Origin of the sequence: Roseimaritima sediminicola (assembly GCF_009618275.1) — a bacterium.
Taxonomy (GTDB): Bacteria; Planctomycetota; Planctomycetia; order Pirellulales; family Pirellulaceae; genus Roseimaritima; species Roseimaritima sediminicola.
Genome location: NZ_WIAD01000045.1, coordinates 1 through 22,224, shown reverse-complemented (window position 1 = coordinate 22,224; position 22,224 = coordinate 1). Strand labels below are relative to the sequence as shown.

Below are 22,224 nucleotides of genomic sequence, written 5' to 3'. Positions count from 1 at the left end.
CGGGCGAGGAAAAGTGCGAGGCAGGGCGGTCTGAAGAGAAGTCTAGATGAGCGTCTTTCGCCCGTCGCCACGCACCCTCAGTGTATCGCTGGCCCTTGCCTCCCGTCAAATTTTAATCAGACATGCCGTATATCGAAGAGTGTTGTGTCCTTATTCCTTGCCATACCTTGGAGGATTTTCCGTCCAGCCTTTCCGGTTGTAACGCCCAGGGCCTGCTGGCGGCCTGGACCACGCCCTGGCATCCGGCCCTGATCGCTAGGAGCGGAAAAATCCCTACCTGGTGCCGGGCAGACGTCCCCCCGGCCGCTCGCGACGGCATGTTGCTGTGGGTTCCGGAAATCAGTGAAGCTCGGTTGCCCCACGATTTTGCTCAGACCCACCAGTCGCACCAGGGCGTGCAGATCCTCCGCGGCGGCTCGCGCGAAGCCTTCCTGAACCAGTTGCCGCTGGACGAGATCGATTTCCCCGCCTCCCCGCTCGAAGGAGGCCACCGGCCGGTCGCCCCCGAGGATTTCTTCGCCCTGGCCTACGTTTTTCTGCAGGTCCAGCTGATGACGCGCCAGTTGCGCTACACCAGCAATCTGGACGAAGTGCACTTCAGCGACGTCCTGGTCGCCGCCGCCAAAGCCTTTGTGGCCGGCGACGGTGCGGCCGCCGCCGACTCGCTGCACCAGGCCTTCGACCTGCTGAGCGAAGAACGCGACCACTACTTCTCCTCCGACCCCCATCTGGTGGACCTGACCCTGCTGGCCGCGACCACGCTGGGCCGCGGGCTGGAGAAAACCCTGGCCGACCCGCACCCCAGCAACCTCCTGCTGGATGCGGCGATCGTCGAACGGCTGGCCGAAGAACATCCGCAGCGGCTGCAGACGATTCGAGAACGTTTCCAGGCGGGAACCCTGGGGTTGGCCGGCGGCGCCCCCGACTCCGGCGGATGCCTGGACCACCTGAGCGTGGCACAGATCGGCCGCACCTTGGCCGACGCGAAGCAGCGCTTCACCGATCTGTTTGGCCGCATGCCCGACGCCTTCGCCAGCTACAGCGGGGGCATCCCGGCGGACCTCGCCCCCTGGCTGGCCAGTTTGGGCTACACCGGCACCATCCCCATCAATTTTGCTGCCGGTTCGGGCTACCGGGACGAGCACAAACTGTTGTGGCAGGCCGGTTCGACCGAGATGGAAGCCTTGGTGGCCAAGCCGATCGATGCGGCCGACGATGCCGAATTCCTGAAACTCGGCGCGACCCTCGGCGGGGCGGTCGATGCCGGCGACGTGGCCACGGCCCTGTTGGTGCATTGGCCGGGCCGATCCTGCCGCTCCTTTGACGACCTCCGCCGAGCCGCCGGGTGGGGCCTGGCCCTGGGCAAATTCTGGACCCTCGGCGGCTACTTCACCGAAGGCGAAAAACCCTACCACAGCTTTCAGAGCGACGCCCTGGCCGCCGATGGCAGCTGGCTGGAATCCCAGGTTCGCGACGGCGTCGTCGATCCGCTGAGCCGCGTGGCGGACGATTTCCGCGAGCAACTGCGCCGCGAACGCGATGGCGTCTTCGGCGCGCTGGCCGAGTTGGTTTCGGGCGACGCGACACCGCCCCCCCCAGCCGGTGAAAGGTCGGCCGCAAGGGACGCGGCTACGGAAACCGGCGCGGCGGGTTCGCCGGCGGCCCAGCGTTTGGCCGATGCCCTCTACGCGGCGGCGTCTTCCCAGTCGGCCGCCTCTTCGCAACCGGACGCCGCGGCGCCGACGGTCCTCAACCCCCACCCGGTCCCCTTGCGTGTGGCGGCCCAGGTCGCGGGACATCCGCCGCCGGCCAAACAGGCCCAGCACGTTTTTGCCGGCTACCAGACGGCCGACGGGCAGAGCGTGGCGTTTCTGGACGTGCCAGCCTTTGGCTTTGCAACCTGCCAGCCCGGCAGCGCGCCGGCCCGGCAGGGTTGGTTTCGCAAACCGCCTCGACGTGCCGAGGGACAGTCCCTGGCCAACGAGTTCCTCGATGTGGTGGTCGCCGATGACGGATCGATCGGCTCGGTGCACAGCGGTCCGGTTCGAGGCAACCGCTTCTCGTGGCAACTGTGCCATTTCGAGGCGGGCCGGCAGCCACGCTACAGCGTGATGCAAGCCGACAAGATTGCCATTACCCACAGCGACGCGACGCGCGGCGAGATCAGCTGCGAAGGCCGGCTGTTGCGGGGCGACGCGGCGGTCGGCAGCTACCGGATCCGCTACCGGATCGAGGCCGGTTCGCGGTGGCTGGAGATCGACGGCGAAGTGGATTTGGCCCGCGGCACGACGCTGGGTCCGGAACCGTGGCAGAACTATATCGCCGGACGCTCGGCGGTGGCTTCCGAGGCGGCCCGCACCAAGGTTCTGCTGCGGGACAAGGTGCATCGCGTCGCCGGCCGGCGGCTGAACGCACCGCTGGGTGTGCTGATCGACGAAGCGGACCGGCAGACACTGGTCGTCGCCGACGGCCGCCCCGCGCACCGCGTTTGCGGCAGCCGGATGCTGGACACGATTGTGGCCGTCGCGGGCCAGCAGGACCGGACGTTTCGGCTGCGCTACGGCTTTGACGTCAAATCGCCGGTCGCCGTCGCGCGGAGCCTGCTTGCCCCGCCCGAGGTCGTCGCGGCGGCCGGATCCCCCCTGCCGGTTCCCGCCGGCTGGCTGCTGCAGCTGGATGCCCGCAACGTCATCATCACGGAGGCCCGCTGTGAGCGGGTCGACGGAGCCCTGGAGATGGTGTTGTTGGTGATCGAGACCCGGGGCAAACCGACCAAGACGCGGCTGCACTGCTACCGCAACCCCCAGGCGGCCTGGCGGGAGGGCGAGGAGCACCGGTTCGAATGTGAGGAAGATGCCGTAAAAATCGTGCTCGGCGGCTTCGAATCGCTGCAACTGCGGGTCCGCTTCTAGCTAGGCCCGTTGACCAGGGCCTACGTTGCCTTTACACCAATGAACCTGTCGTCGCGGCCGCTGGTTGGTCGCGGCAATACACTCTCCGCAGGCCCCGTCCGCAGCATCCCCAAGGCCCGCGGCGACTTCCTGTCACCTGAACCGGATGAACACCGTGTCCGACGCCGTTCCAATTCGAAATGCCCTGATCAGCGTTAGCGACAAGATGGGTTTGGCCGACTTGGCTGGCGGCCTGCACCGCGCGGGCGTCCGCATCTTCAGCACCGGCGGAACCCGCCAGCACCTGCTGGAGTGCGACATCCCGGTCGACGACGTCGCTGAATACACCGGTTTCCCGGAAATGCTCGACGGCCGCGTCAAAACGCTGCACCCCAAAATTTTCGGCGGGATCCTGGCCCGGCGGGACCGCGACGAACACCTCGAGGCGATCGACCAACACGACATCGAACCGATCGATCTGGTGGTCGTTAACCTGTATCCGTTTATGGAAACGGTGGCTCGTCCGGGTGTCTCGCGCGAAGAAGCGATCGAACAGATCGATATCGGGGGTCCGTCGCTGGTCCGCGCGGCGGCCAAAAACCAACAACACGTCGCCGTGGCCACCTCGCCGGAGCAGTACCACGAGATCCTGGACCAACTGCAGACCCAGGGCGGCACCTCGCCGGAGCTGCGCCGACGCTTGGCCGGGGAAGCGTTCCGCCACACGGCCGACTACGACCGGGCGATCGCCGATTACCACGATGGCGAAACCGTGGCTGGCGAGTTCCCTTCGACCATGACCGTCAACTTCCGCCGCAAGACGATGCTGCGGTACGGCGAAAACCCGCATCAGAAGGCGGCCGTGTACGCCGAACCCAACGTCCGCACGGCCAACCTGATCGCCGCCCGCCAGTTGAACGGCAAAGAGCTGTCCTACAACAACCTGCTGGATCTGGACTCGGCCCTGGGCATCGTGCGTTCGTTCTCCCAGCCGGCCGCGGCGGTCATCAAACACAATAATCCCTGCGGAGCGGCCACCGCCGACCGGCTTTCACGCGCCTGCCGCAAGGCCATGGAAGGCGACCCGTTGAGCGCCTTTGGCAGCGTGCTGGGGTTCAACCGCACGGTCGACGTCGAAACGGCCGAAGCCCTGTGCGCCCCCGGCCTGTTCATCGAAGCGATCGTGGCCCCAGACTTCGAAGCCGCCGCCGTAGGCCTGCTGACGACCAAGCCCAAATGGCGTGAGAACGTGCGACTGATGCAAGTCGGTCGGCTGGACGATCTGGACAACCCGCTGGAACGACGATTTATCTCCGGCGGCCTGCTGGTCCAAGACGCCGACCGCCTGCCCTCGGCTTCGCTGCAGTGGAAGACCGTGACCGAAACCCAGGTCGACGACGAACTGTGGGACGACATCTCGTTTGCTTGGGAAATGGTGCGGCACGTCAAGAGCAACGCGATTGTGCTGGGCAAGGACACGGCCCTGATCGGCGTGGGTGCCGGGCAGATGAGCCGCGTCGACAGCGTCGACATTTCGATCGAAAAAGCTGGTGACCGCGTCGAAGGCAGCGTGCTGGCCTCCGACGCGTTCTTTCCCTTCCCCGATTCGATCGAAGCGGCCGCCGATGCCGGGATCGTCGCCATCATCCAACCGGGCGGTTCGCGCCGCGATGCCGAAGTGATCGAGACCTGCGACAAGCACGGCATCCCGATGGTGATGACCGGTCGCCGTCACTTCCGCCACTAGTGCTGCGTCGACGCTCGCCGTCCGGAGGATCGCTCGCCCATGTCTGACATCCTGGAAAAAATCGTCGCGCAAACCCGGCAAACCGTCCAACGTGCTCGGGCTGCGGTGTCCCTGGAGGACGTCCAGCGTCAGGCCGCCCGGGCGGCCGATCCCCGCGACTTCCACGCCGCCCTGGCCGCCGGTGACCACGTCCAGCTGATCGCCGAAGTCAAAAAGGCCAGCCCCTCGGCCGGACTGATCCGCCAGGACTTCGATCCCCGCCAGATCGCCCGCGCCTACGCCGAAGCCGGAGCGGCTTGCCTGAGCGTGTTGACGGACAAACCGTTCTTTCAAGGGCATCTTCAGTACCTGCGGGACGCCCGCGAGGAAGTCGCGTTGCCGGTCCTGCGCAAAGACTTCATCATCGACCCGTACCAAGTGTACGAAGCGCGGGCGGCCGGCGCCGACGCGGTGCTGCTGATCGCCGAGTGCCTGGAGGAAGAACCGCTCGGCGAACTGCACGCCCTGGCCCGGCGGCTGGGTATGTCGACCCTGATCGAACTGTACGACGACCAAAATCTGCCGGCGGTGCTCTCGACCGGCTGCCGCATCGTGGGCGTCAACAATCGCAACCTGCGGACTTTCGAGACGGACCTCGAGCACACGGTGCGGCTGCGAAAACGGATTCCCAAGGATCGCCTATTGGTCGGAGAAAGCGGGATCCGCAACCGGGATGATGTCCAACTGCTGGGCGCGGCCGGTGTCAAAGCCATCCTGGTCGGCGAATCGCTGATGCGCCAGAGAGACATCGCCGCCGCCACCGAAAAACTGGTCGGCGTGCCCGTGGCCTAGTGCTGTCAAAGCAGCACGACCGTCTCGGCCGTGACCAACGCGTCCTCGGCAGGGACAGCCGAGCTACTTTCTCACACCGGCCTGACGACGACTCGGGTGCCGGATCGCTTGACCACCCGGATCGGTTGGTCGGGATCGACGAAGTCGCCCTCGGTGACGACGTCCACCGGATCTTCGCCGAACTGAGCCTTGCCCGAAGGCCGCAGCGCCGAGAGCGTCCGGCCCAGGTCGCCCTCCTGGATCTTGGCCCAGCCCGGTTCTTGCGGGACCGCCGCCGCCGGCGCAAAGCTCAGCTCCTCGGCCGTCGGCGGCTCCAGCGCAATCCGGCCCAGCGGCCCGGGCAGGTTCTGCGAAAAGCTCATGAAGGCCAGCAGCAGAACCGCACACACGGCCATCGCCGCCAGCACCGTCACGACGCTGACGCCCAACTGCTCCAGGTCGCGGGCGCTCTCCGGAACCAACACGTGCCGCGAAGCCATCACCAGCGACACGACCAACATCCCGATCCCGCTGATCCCGGCGATCCCAAAGCCGGGGATCACGAAGATCTCCATCGCGATGAACGCCAATCCCAACAGAAACAGCAGCACCTCCAACCACCCGGCCGTGCCACCCAAGAACCGGCTCCAGAAGAATGCGCCAAAGCACAGGGTCGACAGGATGCCGCCGATGCTGATCCCCGGGGCGCTCAACTCAAACAGCAACGCTCCCAAGCCCACGATCAGCAACAACCCGGTCACCAGCGGGTTGTTCAGGATCACGACCGTGGTATCCAGGACGCCCGTTTCCATTTTTTCCACCGGGTACTGCACGCCGATCGCCTCGGCCAACTCACGGGGGCTGGCCGCATTGCCATTGGCCAGCCCGAGTTCTGCGGCGCGGCGTCCGCTGAGCGTCAAAAAGCGGTTTTTCTTGCTTTCAAAAACCGGTTTGCCACGGTTCCACTGATCGGCATCCTTCCGCGACACCCATTCATCTTCGGTAAAAAACGCCCGGCGGCCGTCCTCTTTGTGAGTGGCTTCGAAGACCACCGAATCCTTGTCGACCATCGCCTCGGCCAGGGCTGGCGGGCGGCCCGCGGTCTCGGCGATCGTTCGCACTTGGGCGACCAAGATGCTGCGGGCCTTGGCGTCGGCATAGCGAAACGCCGAGTCATCGCCTTCGACGATCAAGCCCGCATCCCCGAAACGGGCGTCGGCAGCCAAAAAAATCTCGTCCGCGGCCAAGGCCGTCAGGGCAGCCCCGCTGATCGCTTCCTGATCGATATAGGCGACCGTCCGCACCTCGTCGGCTCGCTGCAGCATATCGACCAACTCCAGCGTGGTGCTCAGGTAGCCGCCGGGGCTGTCGATGCGAAGGATGATCGTATCGACGTTTTGCTGCTGGGCCTGTTCGAATTTGCGTTGCCAAATCGCCCCGCTGAGCGGCGTGATCACGCCCTCCAGCTCGATCATCACGGCTCGCCCCCCTGGCCGGTCCGCGTCGTCCGCTGGGTCTTGGGGATCGACCTGCTGGGCGAACCCCGATGAAAGCATGACCGTTGCTAGCAAGCAAGCGTTCAGAATCCGACGAGGGACCACAGCCCAACGAGGAACAGCGAGCAGAGGAGCACTTGTCATGGGCAATGAAAACGGCAAGGGAAGACAAAGACAGCCTTGGCGTGACCAGTGGCGGGAGCAAACCGACAAAGGACGGGACCGCTCGGCGGCAAGGGGGCAAACCGCATACCGGTTCCCTCCGCATTCTACCCCGAAAGCCCACCGCTGGGGCGATGGTATTCCCCGCAGCGGGACTTGCCATCCGACTCGTACCTCAGCGCAGCGGTACTCGTACTCAGCGCAGCGGTACTCGTACTCGAACGACGGTGGACTGGAAGGCACGCGGTGGTAGCGGCGGATTTCCGAGCACGAGCACGAGCACGAGCACGAGCACGAGCACGAGTACGAGCACGAGTACGAGTACGAGTACGAGTACGAGCAGGAGCAGGAGCAGGAGCAGGAGCAGGAGCAGGAGCAGGAGCAGGAGGTACGAGTTGGACGAGCGGCGATTCTTCACAGGCTGGCAAGCCGATTCCGCTGCTTATCTTTTCAAAAAAATTTAAAAGGTGCCCAAACCCGCCTTCCATCCTTCGGGTAACTCACTACAATCTGCCGCTTATTAAAATCCTTTCGTGTGCGGGAGGTGAAGCCGGTGGTTGGTCGAGTGACCCCGCCGAGCGGCATCGTTATCGACCGCAGCGAAGATGAATGAGTTTATTCGATGGCAAAACAAGTAACCGGACAAGCAAAGTTCCAGGTCCCCGGCGGGCAGGCGACTCCGGCGCCCCCGGTCGGCACCTCGCTGGGTAAATTCGGCGTCAACCTGGGCCAATTCGTCCAACAATTCAACGACGCAACCAAAGAATACAACGGGACTCCGATCCCCGTGATCGTGACGGTCTACAACGACCGCTCGTTCGAATTCGTCACCAAGAGCCCTCCTGCTGCGTCTTTGCTGAAGCAGGCCGCCGGAATTGCCAAGGGCTCCGGAGTTCCCAACAAGGACAAGGTCGCTCAGGTATCTCGCGCCCAGTGCGTCGAGATCGCCGAGAAGAAGATCAAGGACCTGAACGCTCGCGATGTCGACCATGCCGTCCGCATGATCGAAGGCACGGCGCGGAGCATGGGAATCGACGTCGAAGGTTAGGCGTTCGTTTTAAAGCGTTCAATCATTCGGTCCGATACGTTTTCGGGCCGCGAGTTGTGGGAGAAGGCCGAAGCCCCCAGCGGCTGCGCCTTCGCTGTCACCACCTAATGCAGGAAATAAGCAAGCTATGGGAAAGCCGTCCAAGCGACAGCGGGCCGCGATGGCCAAGCAGCCGAGTGAACCGCAGCCACTGAGCGATGCGGTCCAGTCGCTGCAGTCCTTCGACAAACCGAAGTTCGACCAGACCGTCGAAGTCCACATGCGACTCGGCGTCGACCCGAACCAAGCCGACCAGATCATCCGCGGCAGCGTTGTCCTGCCGCACGGCATCGGCAAGCAGCAGCGAGTCGTCGTGTTCGCCCGTGGCGACGCGGCCACCGCGGCCGAAGAAGCCGGCGCCGACGAGGTCGGCCAGGAAGACTTGGCCAAGAAAATCAAAGACGGCTGGACGGACTTTGATGTCTGCATCGCCGCTCCGGACATGATGGGCTTGGTTGGTCCGCTGGGACGCGTCCTGGGTCCCCGCGGCCTGATGCCCAGCCCTCGAGCCGGCACCGTAACGCCGGACGTCGGCAAAGTGGTGTCGGAGTACAAGGCTGGTAAAGTCGAGTTCCGCAACGACAAAGGCGGCAACGTGCACGCCATGGTCGGCAAGATGAGCTTCGACCCCAAGCAGCTGGAAGAAAACATTCAGGCCTTTGTCGATTTCGTCCTGGGGCTCAAGCCCCAGACGGTCAAGGGCGCTTACGTTCGCGGCGTCGCGATCTGTGGCACGATGAGCCCCAGCGTGCGGGTAGCAATCTAAGCAGCGGCTCGCGAACGATTCCGTGGCGGCGTGTGTGCGTGGGTAAATCCCTGGCCAGAAGAGAAATACGATGAGCAAATACGTTAAAAACCTTGTGACTCGCGACATCAGCAAACGCCTCGAAGGCGTCGAGGATGCGGTCGTGGTCAGTACCGTCGGAATGGACGCCAACACGACCGTGGAACTGCGGCACGAGCTGGCGGAAAAAGATGTCCAGATGATGGTGGTAAAGAATTCACTGGCTCGACGAGCGTCAGAGGGGACCAAACTGGCCCCGGCGTTCGAGGGCGTCAGTGGTCCGGTCGCGGTGTGCTGGGGAGGCACCGATTTCGTCTCCCTGGTCAAAACGATTGTGGCCTTGGACAAGGATTCGGAAAAGTACGACCTGTTCAAGGCGCAGGGCGGGGCCATGGATGGCGAAGCACTGGACGCCGAGGGGCTGAAGGCCGTCAGCAAATGGCCCAGCCGCGAAGAACAGATCTCGATACTCGTGGGCCAGATCCTGGCACCCGGGGCGAACCTGTCTGGGGCTCTGCTGGGTCCTGCGAAACAATTGGCCAGCCAGGTCAAGCAAATCGAAGAAAAGGCGAGCGACGCCTAGCAGCAGAACCAACGGAACCAGACGACGATGGGGTCGACCTGGTTGGATCACCGAAACGTTGCCGCGATCCGTGGCTTTAACCTGTATTTAATAGAGGGACACGAAGATGTCTGAAGAAGCAACCGCAGTGGCGGAATTTAGCGCCGAAACCAAAGAGCTGGGCGACAAGATCGCCGAGATGACGCTGAAGCAGGCCAAAGAACTGAGCGACTACCTCAAGGAAGAGCACGGCATCGAGCCGGCTTCCGGTGGTGGCGTGGTCATGCAAGCGGCCGGCGGAGACGGTGGCGGCGAAGCGGCTGCCGAACAGACCGAATTCGACGTCGTTCTGACCGGCTTCGGCGACAAGAAACTCAACGTCGTCAAGGTCGTCAAGAACCTGACCGGCGCTTCGCTGATGGAAGCCAAGAAAATGGTCGAATCGGCTCCGGCAACGCTCAAAGAAGGCGCTTCCAAAGAAGACGCCGACAAGATCAAAGCCGAGATCGAAGAAGCTGGCGGTACGGTCGAACTCAAATAAGTTCGCCCCGGATCGAACCGCGGTAACCCCGATCCAGGTGTCCCTGGCGACAGCACTGCGACGCGCCCTGGCCGCGCCGCAGTGGTTCGCTGGCGGGGTGCCCCGACGGCCTCGATCCAGAACCCCCGTTAACCGCAGGATGCGTCTAACGGTGCCTTGAATTGCTCCAGCACGGCGGTTGGGGCGGTTTAACCGCTGCACAGCACAACTTGCGCCAAATACCCGAGGCCGGGGTTACTGGTCTCGGGGTTTTTTGATATAAATCTGTGTTGAGCTTCCGACCGTCGTCCTCTCTTGCCCCCCACTATCCTCTTGATGCACCCGGTACCTGTGCACTTGAGCGGCCCTGCGGCCAGTTTTGCAGACTGGTGGATGAGGGCATTCTGCGCGCTGGCAGTCTCCAGCGTTTCCCCACGCCGTGGGGTTTCCCGCAACAGGCCTACAAGGAGCGTTCTCGCGAATGGCTACTACGTCTCATCGTCGTCTAGAACCCACTACCGTTCGTCATTTTGGTTCCGACCAACGGGGTTTTGAGCTGCCCGATCTGACCGCTCTGCAAACGGTCAGCTATTCGCATTTCTTGCAGGAAGACGCCGCTCCCACGGCCCGGGAAGACAAGGGCATGGAAGGGGTGCTGCGGGAGATCTTCCCGATCAGCAGCTACGACGGCAATATCAACCTCGAATACCTCCGCTACGAACTGGGCAAGCCGCGCTATACGCCGCAGGAATGCCGCCAGTTGCGGCTGACCTACGGCCGCCCCCTGCGTGTCTGGCTGCGACTGGTTCGCGACGAACCGGTCGACGAAGAGGTCTACCTGGGCGATCTGCCGATCATGATGGGCGGCGGCGAGTTCATCATTAACGGGGCGGAACGCGTCGTCGTTTCCCAGCTGCACCGCAGCCCCGGCGTGGACTTTGTGCTCGAGCAGGAAGGTACCAGCGACCGCAAGCTGCCCAGTTGCCGCGTGATCCCCGAACGCGGCAGTTGGATCGAAGTCAACGTCACCAAGAAAGACTCCCTGACCGTCCGTATCGACCAGAGCGGCAAGTTCGCGGCCACCACGCTGCTGCGGGCGATGGACCCCAGCCTGTCGACCGATGCCGATCTGCTGCGAGCCTTCTACGAAACGGGCGTCCAGAAGATCAGCGATGGCCGCAGCGCCGCCAAGATCGAAGGCCACGTCGCGGTCGATGACGTGATCTATCCGTCCAGCAGCGACCGAGCGGGCGAGATCATCATCGAAGCCGGCCACAAGATCACCAAGAGCGTTGCCGAGACGATCTGCACCTCGGGCGTGACCGAAATCGAAACCATGGCCGGTCCCAAGGTCCCGTTGATCTTCAACACCCTGGCCGAAGACAACACCAGCAGCCACGAAGAAGCGCTGCTGCGGATCTACCAGCGTCTGCGTCCGGGCAACCCGCCCCAGCTGGAAAAAGCCCGCATCCTGTTCAACGAAAAGTTCTACGACGAGAACCGTTACCGGCTGGGCAAGGTCGGACGCTTTCGCCTGAACCGGAAACTCGGGGCCGACGTCAGCGAAGACGTGATGACCCTGCGGCACGAGGACATGATCTCCGCGATCAAGTACCTGCTGGATCTGTTCGATCCGGATTCGGGTGCCGAGATCGACGACATCGACCACCTGGGCAACCGCCGTCTGCGCACGATCGACGAATTGGCCAGCGAAGAGCTCCGCAAGGGCTTTCTGAAACTGCGCCGCACGGTCCAGGAACGGATGAGCCTGAAGGACGTCGACGACATGACGCCGCGGGCCCTGATCAATCCCAAAAGCGTTTCGGCGGCGATCGATTATTTCTTCGGTCGCGGCGAACTGTCCCAGGTCGTCGACCAGACGAACCCGCTGTCGCAGTTGACCCACGAGCGACGTCTTTCGGCCCTGGGCCCGGGCGGTTTGAACCGAAAACGTGCCGGGTTCGAAGTCCGCGACGTGCACATTTCGCACTACGGACGTATCTGCCCGATTGAAACGCCGGAAGGTACGAACATCGGTCTGATCAGTTCGCTGGCGATCTACGCCGGCGTCGACGATTACGGCTTCCTGGTCACGCCCTACCGCAAGATCAACGAGGGCAAGGTCACCGAAGAGGTCGTGTGGCTGCGTGCCGACGAGGAAAACGAATCCTACGTGGCTCCGGCCGACGCCGAGGTTAAAGACGGAGCCTTGGTCCCGGGACCGAACATGATCGCTCGGTTCCGCAGCGACTTTGTGATCGTCCAGCCCGAACAGGTCGGTTACATGGACGTCGCTCCGGCCCAGATGGTCGGGGTTTCGGCCGGGTTGATCCCGTTCCTCGAGCACGACGACGCCAACCGCGCTTTGATGGGTTCGAACATGCAGCGGCAAGCCGTGCCGCTGTTGGTTGCCGAGCCGCCGATCGTGGGCACCGGAATGGAACGCCAGGTCGCCAAGAACAGCGCGATGGTCGTGCGAGCCCGCCGCGCCGGCAAGGTTACCTACGCCGATGCCAAACGCATCGAAATCGGCAGCGATCACTACGACCTGAAAAAGTACCAAGGCCTGAACGAGCGAACCTGCTTGAACCAAAAGCCCATCGTCAACGTCGGTGACAAGGTCGAAAAGGGCCAGATCATCGCCGACGGTGCAGCGACCCGCAACGGCGAACTGGCCCTGGGACGCAACGTCCTGGTCGGATTTATGTCGTTCGACGGATACAACTACGAAGACGCGATCATCCTGTCCGAGGAATTGGTCAAGAACGATACCTACACGTCGATCCACATCGAAGACTTCGACGTGGAGATTCGTGAAACCAAACTGGGCCGCGAGGAATTCACCCGCGACATCCCCAATGTCTCCGAAAAGGCGCTGCGGAACCTGGACGATTCGGGCATCGTCCAAGTCGGTACCTACGTGCGTCCCGGGGACGTGCTGGTCGGCAAGGTCAGCCCCAAGAGCAAGACCGAACTGACACCGGAAGAGAAGCTGTTGCACGCGATCTTCGGTCGCGCCGGTGAGGACGTGAAGAACGACTCGCTGGAGGTGCCCTCGGGCATCGAAGGGATCGTGATCGATACCCAGAAGTTCTCGCGGCGAATGAGCCTGACCGAAGACGAGCGGAAGGCCTTTGAGAAAGAACTCAAGGACGTCGAGAGCGAAGGCAACGCAGAAATCGCCAGCACCTTCACCAGCTTGATCAACGATCTTGAAGCCGCCGGCAGCACCAAGCTGAAGGACGTCGAAGGCAACCCGCTGTCCGATGGCCAGGATCCCAAGTTCATCGCCGAACAGGCGGTCAACTTCCAGATCGACCGCATCCTCGATCAGGTCAAAAAGGAAGACGCTCGCAAGGAAGTCGAGAAGGTCTACAAGCAGCAGTGGCCCAACGTCGAAACCGCCATCGACGATCGGGACCGCAAACTGAACAGCATGAAGCGTGGCGACGAGCTTCGCAGCGGCGTCCTGCAGATGGTCAAGGTGTACATCGCCAACCGCCGCGTGATCAGCGTCGGCGACAAGATGGCCGGCCGTCACGGGAACAAGGGTGTGATCGGCAAGATCTTGCCGGCCGAAGACATGCCCTTCCTGCCCGATGGCACACCGCTGCAGATCATGCTGAATCCGCTGGGCGTTCCCAGCCGTATGAATGTGGGGCAGATTCTGGAAACCCACCTCGGCTGGGCCGGGGCCAAACTGGGTTTCCAAGCGATCACCCCCGTGTTCGACGGAGCCAGTGAAGAAGACATCAACCAGTGTTTGGAAGAGGCTGGTTTGCCCCGACACGGCAAAGTCCGGTTGCTCGATGGACGCACCGGCGAACCGATGGAGCAGGAGACGACGGTCGGCTACATCTACATGCTGAAGCTGCACCACTTGGTCGACGACAAAGTCCACGCTCGCAGCACCGGACCCTACTCGTTGATCACCCAACAACCGCTCGGCGGCAAGGCCCGCTTCGGCGGCCAACGCTTCGGCGAGATGGAAGTGTGGGCGCTCGAAGCCTACGGTGCCGCTTACATCCTGCAGGAATTGCTGACGGTCAAGAGCGACGATGTCGAAGGCCGCACCAAGATCTACGAATCGATGGTCAAGGGCGAGAACACGCTGGAAGCCGGCACGCCCGCCAGCTTCGACGTGTTGACCAACGAAATCCGTGGTTTGGCCTTGAATATGCAACTGGAAAAGCGACCGATCTAGGTTCGACAGCGTTTCCTCCGAAACCCCTGACACGGCTCCGCGGCGGAGCCGGTCAGGTTTGCCACCCCACAACACTCCATCGCGAATCCACCACCACGCCTGCGGGCGTACCCCAAAGGAGTCTCCTGAATGTCCAACGGCGAATCCGGCACCTACGAACGTATCAATGACTATGCTTCGGTCCGCATCAGCTTGGCCCGTCCTCAGGACATCAAGAGCTGGTCGTTCGGCGAGGTGAAGAAGCCCGAGACGATTAATTACCGGACCTACCGTCCCGAAAAGGACGGCCTGTTCTGCGAGCGAATTTTCGGACCTGAAAAGGACTGGGAATGCGCCTGCGGCAAGTACCGGGGCATGAAGTACAAGGGCATGATCTGCGACCGCTGTGGCGTCAAAGTCACCCACAGCCGCGTGCGTCGCAAACGCATGGGCCACATCGATCTGGCCGCGCCGGTCGTGCACATCTGGTTCTTCAAAGCCATGCCCAGCCGCTTGGGCAACCTGTTGGCCATGAAAACCAGCTCGCTGGAAAAAGTGATCTACTTCCAGGACTACGTGGTCATCGATCCCGGTACCACCGACCTGGAACCCCAGCAACTGCTGACCGAAGAAGAGTACCGCGCGGCCCGCCAGCAGTACGGCGACGGCGCCTTCGAAGCCGACATGGGCGCCGAGGCGGTGCGGAAATTGCTGAACAAACTGGATCTGGTCCAGTTGTCCGAACAGCTCCGCGTCGACCTGACCGAAACCGGCAGCAAGCAGAAGAAAAAGGACTACATCAATCGCCTGAAGATCGTCGAATCGATCCGCGACAGCGATAACCGTCCCGAATGGATGGTCCTGGATGTGATCCCCGTGATCCCGCCGGACCTGCGTCCGTTGGTCCTGCTGGACAGCGGCAACTTTGCGACCAGCGATTTGAACGACCTGTATCGCCGGATCATCAACCGCAACAACCGGTTGCGCAAGCTGGTCGACCTGAACGCGCCGGAGGTCATCATCCGCAACGAGAAGCGGATGTTGCAGCAGTCGGTCGACGCCCTGTTCGACAACAACCGCTGCAAACGCCCGGTGTTGGGCAGCAGCAACCGGCCGCTGAAGTCCTTGACCGACATGATCAAGGGCAAGCAGGGCCGGTTCCGCGAAAACCTGCTCGGCAAACGCGTCGACTACTCGGCTCGAAGCGTGATCGTCGTGGGTCCCCGGCTGAAACTGCACCAGTGCGGCCTGCCCAAGAAGATCGCCCTGGAACTGTACCAGCCCTTCATCATCCGGCGGCTGAAAGAACTCGGCCACGCCGACACGATCAAGTCCGCCAAGAAGATGCTCGAGCGGAAGGACGAAGAGGTTTGGGACATCCTGGAACAGGTCATCACCAACCATCCGGTCCTGCTGAACCGTGCTCCCACGCTGCACCGCATGGGGATTCAGGCCTTTGAACCGATCCTGGTCGAAGGCAACGCGATCCACCTGCATCCGCTGGTCTGCAAAGGCTTCAACGCCGACTTCGACGGCGACCAGATGGCCGTCCACCTGCCGCTGTCGATCGAAGCCCAGGTCGAAGCCCACACGTTGATGCTCAGCACCAACAACGTGTTCGCGCCGTCCAACGGTAAACCGATCATGAGTCCGTCGCAGGACGTGGTGATGGGTTGTTACTACACGACCGTCGCGATGCCCGACCGCAAGGGCGAAGGCATGACCTTCTCCACGCCCGACGAAGCCGACCTGGCTTATGCCCAGGGGGTGATCGGGCTGCACGCCAAGATCAAGGTCCGCCTGCCGCGGCACCAGAAACTGAAGAACAACGAAGGCCGCAACGATTACGGCATCACGGTCGAAACCACCGCCGGACGCATCCGCTTTAACCAGATGCTGCCCGAAGGGATGGACTTCTACAATTACCCGATGCGTTCGGGTGACTTGGCCAAGGTGATCAGTGACTGCTACCAGCGACTGGGCCGCCGTGCCACGATCGACCTGCTCGACGACATGATGCAGTTGGGCTTCCGCGAATCGACCCGCAGTGGTCTGTCGTTCGCGACCGACGACCTGGTCACCCCAGATACCAAAGCCAAGTTCATCGGCGAAGCCGAGAAGACGGTGATGAAGTACAAGAAGTTGTACGACCGCGGTGTGATCACCGGCCCCGAACGTTACAACCAGGTCCTCGACACCTGGACCCACGCTCGTGAAGCGATCACGACCGACATGATGGCGGCCATGGAACACGACGTCCGCGAGGGCGGCTGGTACATGAACCCGGTGTACCTGATGGCCCACTCCGGTGCTCGTGGTGGTATCGAACAAATCCGCCAGCTGGGCGGGATGCGTGGCCTGATGGCCAAACCGTCGGGCGAGATCATCGAAACGCCGATCAAGGCGAACTTCCGTGAAGGCCTGTCGGTGCTGGAGTATTTCTCCAGTACCCACGGTGCTCGAAAAGGTCTGGCCGATACGGCGTTGAAGACCGCCGACTCGGGTTACCTGACCCGTAAACTGGCCGACGTCGCCCAAAACGTGGTGATCACGATGGATGACTGCGGCACCACGCAGGGCATCAACAAGGGCGTGATCTATCGCGGTGAAAAGGTCGAAGTCCGCTTGGCCGAATCGATCAACGGTCGCATCAGCCGGCAGAACATCGTCAACCCGATCACCGACGAATTGATCGTCGAAGACAGCGGCCTGATCACCCCCGAAGTCGCCCGCAAGATCGAAGAAATGGGTCTGGAGAAAACCCAGGTCCGCAGCCCGATGACCTGCGACGCCCCGCTGGGTGTGTGCCGTCGCTGCTACGGCATGGACCTGTCGACCGGCGACCTGGTCGAAGAAGGCATGGCGGTGGGAATCATCGCCGCCCAGTCGATCGGTGAACCCGGCACCCAGCTGACGATGCGGACCTTCCACATCGGCGGTAGTGTGAGCAAGCAGGTCGAAGAGTCGGACATCAAATGTAAGACCAGTGGCGAAGTCCGCCTGATCCGCATGCGAGCGATCCGCAACGACGAAGGCAAGAACATCGTGCTGACGCGGAACGGGGCCATCGCCCTGGTCGACGATCGCGGTCGCGAAATCGAAACCTACGACGTGCCCACCGGATCGACGTTAATGGTCGAAGAGGGCGACAAGGTCAAAGAGGGTGCGGTCCTGTGCGAATGGAACCCCTACTCGATCCCGATCATGACCGAGCTGGAAGGTAAGGTCCGCTTCGAAGACGTCGTCGAAGGCGAAACGATGCGGATGGAACGCGAATCCAGCGGTAAAACGCGTATCTTGATCACCGACCACAAGGGTGAATTGCACCCGCAAATCGTGATCGAAGACGCCGAAGGCAAACCTCTGGACGTCCAGTACTTGCCCGAACGTGCGTTGATCAGCGTCGAAGAGGGCGCGATGATCAAGGCCGGTACGGTCCTGGCCGAAATGCCGCGTGAATCCGGCGGCGTCAGCGACATCACCGGTGGTCTGCCGCGAATTACCGAGATCTTCGAAGCTCGTAAGCCCAAGGACCCGGCGGTGATCGCCGAAGTCGACGGGACGGTCGAGATCCTGGGCGAAAAGAAACGTGGCAAACGCTCGATCATCGTCCGCAGCGAATCCGGAATCGAACGCGAACACCTGGTGCCCCACGGTAAACGCTTCCTGGTGCACAGCGGCGACATCGTCAAAGCCGGCCAGGCCCTGGTCGATGGACCGCTGGTCCCGCATGACATTCTCCGGGTCTCCGGCGAGGAAGCCGTCCAGCAGTACCTGCTGCACGAAATCCAGCAGGTGTATCGCTCGCAGCGTGTGGACATCAACGACAAGCACTGCGAAGTGATCATCGCCCGGATGTTGCGGAAAGTAAAAATCGAATCCTCCGGCGACACCAACCTGTTGGAAGGCTTGGTGATGGACAAGTTCGAATTCCGTCGCGCCAACCAGGCCCTGTCGGACTGCTTGAAAATCGCCAGCCCCGGCGACAGCGAATACGTCGAAGGTCAGATCGTTCCCAAAGAAGCGATCGAACAGACCAACGCCGAAATCGAAGCCGCCGGTGGCACGCCCTGCAAAGGCAAGAAACCGCGTCCGGCGACCGCCAGTACCCAGTTGCTGGGCATCACCAAGGCCGCCGTCCAGTCGAACAGCTTCATCAGTGCGGCGTCGTTCCAGGAAACGACCAAGGTGCTGACCGAAGCCGCGTTGGCGGGCAAAGTCGACCGCTTGGTGGGCCTGAAGGAAAACGTCATCCTGGGACACCTGATCCCGGCTGGGACGGGTTTCCGGATCTTCCAGGACGCCGAGGTCAACTACCGACGCGAAGCCCTGGAAGAGCTGGCCGACGAATCGGCGCAGAGCCTGGAGGAATCGTTCCCCTTGCTGGCCGAAGCCGACAACGTTCCGAGCGAGCCCGAAAGCGAACCCGCTGCGGAAATCCAGCCGCCGCCAGCCAGCAGCGAACCGGCCCCGAGCAACGAAGCTCTGGACAGCATGTTCGGCGGTGGCTCCAGCGGCTCGACCGGATCGGACAGTTCCGGTAGCCAGGAGTAACCCGGGTAACCAGCAACGGTTTTTTTAAGCGGCCAGACTTAAGGTTCTGGCTGCTCTAAGCATGTCGCAGCGGTTACTTGGGTATCACCCTCCCTCTGGGAGGGTCGCGAGGAACGAGCGGGGAGGGCTGTTATGGTGACTTCCCCCACGTTGTGGTATCACGCTGAACCTGGGTTCCCTTCCTGGGCCTAAGAGCGCGGCCCTCCCGCCGCGCGAGAGGGTGTTTTGTAGCAGGGTTTTGCCGAAAAACGCCTGCCGACGTGCTTAGAGGTAAAGCGACGTTGACCTTCCGGCGAGCATTGTTGACAATCAATGCGTTGCATTTTGTCTAACTTTCCTCGCTTCAGGAGCCCTAGATGGCTACGGCCGACGTTACCAACCTTGCTGAACACTGCCGCCACATCGCCGATGCCGCTCGTCGCGCGTCTCGGCAATTGGGCATGCTCGACGCTCAGGTCAAAAACGCTTGGCTGTTAGCATCCGCCGAGGCCCTGTTGGCGGCTACGCCAGAGATCTTGGCAGCCAATGCCAAGGATGTGGCGGCCGCCCCCGAGTACGGGCTGTCCGACGCCCAGGTCGATCGACTGGTCCTCGATGAAGCCCGGATCGGCGGGATCGCCCAAGGCCTGCGCGAGGTTGCCGCTCTGCCGGATCCCGGCGGCGAAGTCATCGAAGGCCAGACGCGTCCGGGCGGCTTGAAGCTGCAAAAGGTTCGCGTGCCCCTTGGCGTCGTGTTCTTTATCTACGAGAGCCGGCCCAATGTGACCGCCGACGCCGCGGCGATCTGCGTCAAAAGCGGTAACGCGGTGATCCTGCGCGGCGGCAAAGAAGCCGCCCACAGCAGCGCCGCAATCGTCGAAGTCCTGCAACGCGTGGCCGAGGAAAAAGGCGTTCCCGCCGCCGCGGTCCAGTTGGTCGATACGCCCGACCGCGAAGCCGTCGGACACTTCTTGAAGATGGACGACGCCATCGATGTGACGATTCCCCGCGGTGGCGAAGGCCTGATCCGCCGGGTGGCCGCCGAAGCCACCATGCCGGTCATCAAACACTTCGACGGCAATTGCCACGTCTACGTCGATGCCACGGCCGACGTCGAAATGGCCGTTAAAATCGCCGAGAACGCCAAGTGCCAACGGATGGGTGTCTGCAACGCCTGTGAATCCCTGCTGGTCCACGAAAAGGCCGCCGAAACCTTCCTGCCGAAGATGGCCGAAGTCTTCCAGCAGCGAGGCGTCGAAATGCGCGGTTGTCCGCGCAGTCGCCAGATCGTGGGCATGGCGGAAGCTACCGAGCAGGATCTGTCGACCGAATACCTCGGTCCGGTAATCAGCGTCGTCGTGGTCGACGACCTGGCCACCGCCGCCGACCACATCAACCGCTACGGTTCACATCACACCGACGCGATTGTCACCAGCGACGTGCGGGCGGCCCAGCAGTTCACCGCGATGGTCGACAGCGCCGCGGTGATGGTCAACGCCAGCACGCGGTTCAACGACGGCAGCCAGTTCGGGCTGGGCGCCGAGATCGGGATCTCGACCGACAAATTTCACGCTCGTGGACCTTGTGGCCTGCGTGAATTGACCACCTACAAATACATTGTCCACGGGGACGGCCATATTCGCACTTAATGGACAACGGAATGTCTGGCGAAGAATCACTGAGCGAAAGTCAGGTCGACAACCTGCTGAAACAGATGGAAAACAGCAGCGGGACGCCCCCGCGCCCCGATGCTCCGCCGTCCGGTGCCGATCCCGGCGCGGCCGACGGGCCTGACGGGGCAAGCGTCGGCGGTTCCCCACCGTCCTCCGGCCCCGCCTCGGTTGCCGACAACGGACTGCGGGCGGTCAATTACGACTTCAAGCGTCCCGAACGCGTCGGCAAAGAACAGATGCGAGCCATGCGCTCGTTGCACGAGGGTCTTGCACGCAGCTTCGGGGCGGTCGTCTCCGGGATGCTGCGGACGATGCTGGAAGTCAAACTGATCAGCGTTGATCAATTGACGTACAGCGAGTTCGTGTTCAGCCTGGACAATCCCAGCTGCTTCAATGTGCTCAAGCCTGAACCGCTCGAGGGGCACTGGATCCTGGACATCTCGCCCTCGTTGTCCTACGCCATCGTCGACCGCATGCTCGGTGGCGACCCGCACCCGGTCGACAATCTTCGTCGTCCGCTGACCGAGATCGAAAACCGGTTGATCGGCCGTTTGGTCACGGCGTTCAATTCCGAAATCAAGGATATCTGGCGCAACATCGTCGAGCTGGACATTACGGTTCCGCGGGTGGAGAGCAATCCGCAATTGGTCCAGATTGTGCCACCGAACGAAGTGATCATCCTGATCGGTTTGGAAGTGACGCTGGGCCGCAACCGCGGGATGATGAACCTGTGCATCCCGTTTAATACCATCGAACGATTCAATTCCCAGCTTTCCAATAACGGCTGGGTCGGCTACACCCAGCACCGTCCCGACCCCGAGTCGCGTCAGCGGGTTTCGCAGTTCATCGACGAAGCCTCGGTGGACGTCGTCGTGACGCTGGCCGAATCACGCATTCGCACCGGAGATCTATTGGACCTATCGGTGGGCGACGTGATCACCACCGAAAAGGACGCGCATTCGCCGCTGGAGCTGGCCGTGCAGTCGGTGCCTAAGTTTACGGTCCGCCCCGGAGCCCATCGAGGCAAGAAGGCGGTAAGGATCGAATCACACATCGAACCCGAAGCCCCGCCGCCGGTGGCCGAACCCGCAAATTAGCGCCGCTGTCCATAGCAGTGGCATAGGCTTCCAGCCTGTGAACAACAGTGGCATAGGCTTCCAGCCTGTGAACAACAGTGGCATAGGCTTCCAGCCTGTGAACAGCAGTGGCATAGGCTTCCAGCCTGTGAACAACAGTGTCTCAGCCCCCAGGGCGGCACAGCCCCTGCCGGCGGTGTCAACCGCCAGGCCGCGCAAGGCGAACAAACAAAAGCCCCGGAGGGGCGGCACCGCAACTGTGCATTCTGTGTCACCCCTCCGAGGCTTGAGATTCTTTGGGGGGTCCGGCAACCGGGGACTCACGTCCCCGGCAGGGGCTGTGTCGCCCTTCGGGCTAGCGGCGGCGGTAACCCAATTAGCCGTAGGCGCGAGCCTCTGGTCTCATCCCGATCGATCCGGCCGCAGCCCAGCCGGTTCCAACACCCAGCGAGGCTCCTTAACACCACAGGCTGGAAGCCTATGCCACTGGCTCAGCCCGCAGGGCGGCACAGCCCCTGCCGGCGGTGCCAACCGCCAGACCGCGCAAGGCGAACAAACAAAAGCCCCGGAGGGGCGGCACCGCAACTGTGCATTCCGTGTCGCCCTTCGGGCTAGCGGCGGCGGTAACCCAATCAGCCGTAGGCGCGAGCCTCGGGTCTCCTCCCGATCGATCCGGCCGCAGCCCACAAGGTTCCAACAG

Annotated in this window: 12 protein-coding genes; 11 read left to right on the top strand and 1 reads right to left on the bottom strand. The window is 62.5% G+C overall.

Features of this window, described 5'->3' with window-relative positions:
- Positions 1 to 167: 167 nt before the first annotated feature.
- From GE027_RS17795 to trpC, 3 genes are all read left to right on the top strand, one after another.
- Positions 168 to 2,912: a hypothetical protein gene (locus GE027_RS17795; RefSeq protein ID WP_162006788.1), complete on the top strand. Its 2,745-nt coding sequence runs from the start codon at positions 168 to 170 to the stop codon at positions 2,910 to 2,912.
- A gap of 154 nt (positions 2,913 to 3,066) precedes the next feature.
- Positions 3,067 to 4,638, top strand: a complete 1,572-nt coding sequence (gene purH, locus GE027_RS17790) for a bifunctional phosphoribosylaminoimidazolecarboxamide formyltransferase/IMP cyclohydrolase (RefSeq protein WP_261344064.1) — start codon at positions 3,067 to 3,069, stop codon at positions 4,636 to 4,638.
- Between the two features lie 39 nt (positions 4,639 to 4,677).
- Positions 4,678 to 5,469, top strand: a complete 792-nt coding sequence (trpC, locus tag GE027_RS17785) for an indole-3-glycerol phosphate synthase TrpC (RefSeq protein ID WP_153558571.1) — start codon at positions 4,678 to 4,680, stop codon at positions 5,467 to 5,469.
- Between the two features lie 71 nt (positions 5,470 to 5,540).
- Here the strand turns inward: trpC and GE027_RS17780 are convergent, their stop codons facing one another.
- A complete protein-coding gene (locus GE027_RS17780; RefSeq protein WP_153558570.1) occupies positions 5,541 to 7,004 on the bottom strand; it encodes an NfeD family protein in 1,464 nt (487 codons plus the stop codon).
- 724 nt (positions 7,005 to 7,728) lie between these two features.
- On the opposite strand from GE027_RS17780, the gene rplK reads away from it, so the two are divergent.
- From rplK to fliM, 8 genes are all read left to right on the top strand, one after another.
- Positions 7,729 to 8,154, top strand: a complete 426-nt coding sequence (gene rplK / locus GE027_RS17775; protein WP_153558569.1) for a 50S ribosomal protein L11 — start codon at positions 7,729 to 7,731, stop codon at positions 8,152 to 8,154.
- Between the two features lie 127 nt (positions 8,155 to 8,281).
- Positions 8,282 to 8,959 carry a 50S ribosomal protein L1 gene (rplA, locus tag GE027_RS17770; protein ID WP_153558568.1) on the top strand — a complete coding sequence of 226 codons (678 nt, stop codon included), beginning with the start codon at positions 8,282 to 8,284 and terminating at the stop codon, positions 8,957 to 8,959.
- Positions 8,960 to 9,029: 70 nt separating this feature from the next.
- Positions 9,030 to 9,560, top strand: coding sequence for a 50S ribosomal protein L10 (rplJ, locus tag GE027_RS17765; RefSeq protein ID WP_153558567.1), 531 nt, complete (start codon positions 9,030 to 9,032; stop codon positions 9,558 to 9,560).
- Positions 9,561 to 9,666: 106 nt separating this feature from the next.
- Complete coding sequence (rplL, locus tag GE027_RS17760) at positions 9,667 to 10,080, top strand: 50S ribosomal protein L7/L12 (protein ID WP_153558566.1); 414 nt, start codon at positions 9,667 to 9,669, stop codon at positions 10,078 to 10,080.
- 460 nt (positions 10,081 to 10,540) lie between these two features.
- Entirely contained in the window at positions 10,541 to 14,263 is a 3,723-nt protein-coding gene (gene rpoB / locus GE027_RS17755) for a DNA-directed RNA polymerase subunit beta (RefSeq protein WP_153558565.1), read from the top strand.
- A 129-nt stretch (positions 14,264 to 14,392) separates the two neighbouring features.
- Entirely contained in the window at positions 14,393 to 18,796 is a 4,404-nt protein-coding gene (gene rpoC, locus GE027_RS17750) for a DNA-directed RNA polymerase subunit beta' (RefSeq protein ID WP_153558564.1), read from the top strand.
- A gap of 356 nt (positions 18,797 to 19,152) precedes the next feature.
- Positions 19,153 to 20,424 carry a glutamate-5-semialdehyde dehydrogenase gene (locus GE027_RS17745; RefSeq protein WP_153558563.1) on the top strand — a complete coding sequence of 424 codons (1,272 nt, stop codon included), beginning with the start codon at positions 19,153 to 19,155 and terminating at the stop codon, positions 20,422 to 20,424.
- 11 nt (positions 20,425 to 20,435) lie between these two features.
- Positions 20,436 to 21,545, top strand: a complete 1,110-nt coding sequence (gene fliM / locus GE027_RS17740; protein ID WP_153558562.1) for a flagellar motor switch protein FliM — start codon at positions 20,436 to 20,438, stop codon at positions 21,543 to 21,545.
- Positions 21,546 to 22,224 lie beyond the last annotated feature (679 nt).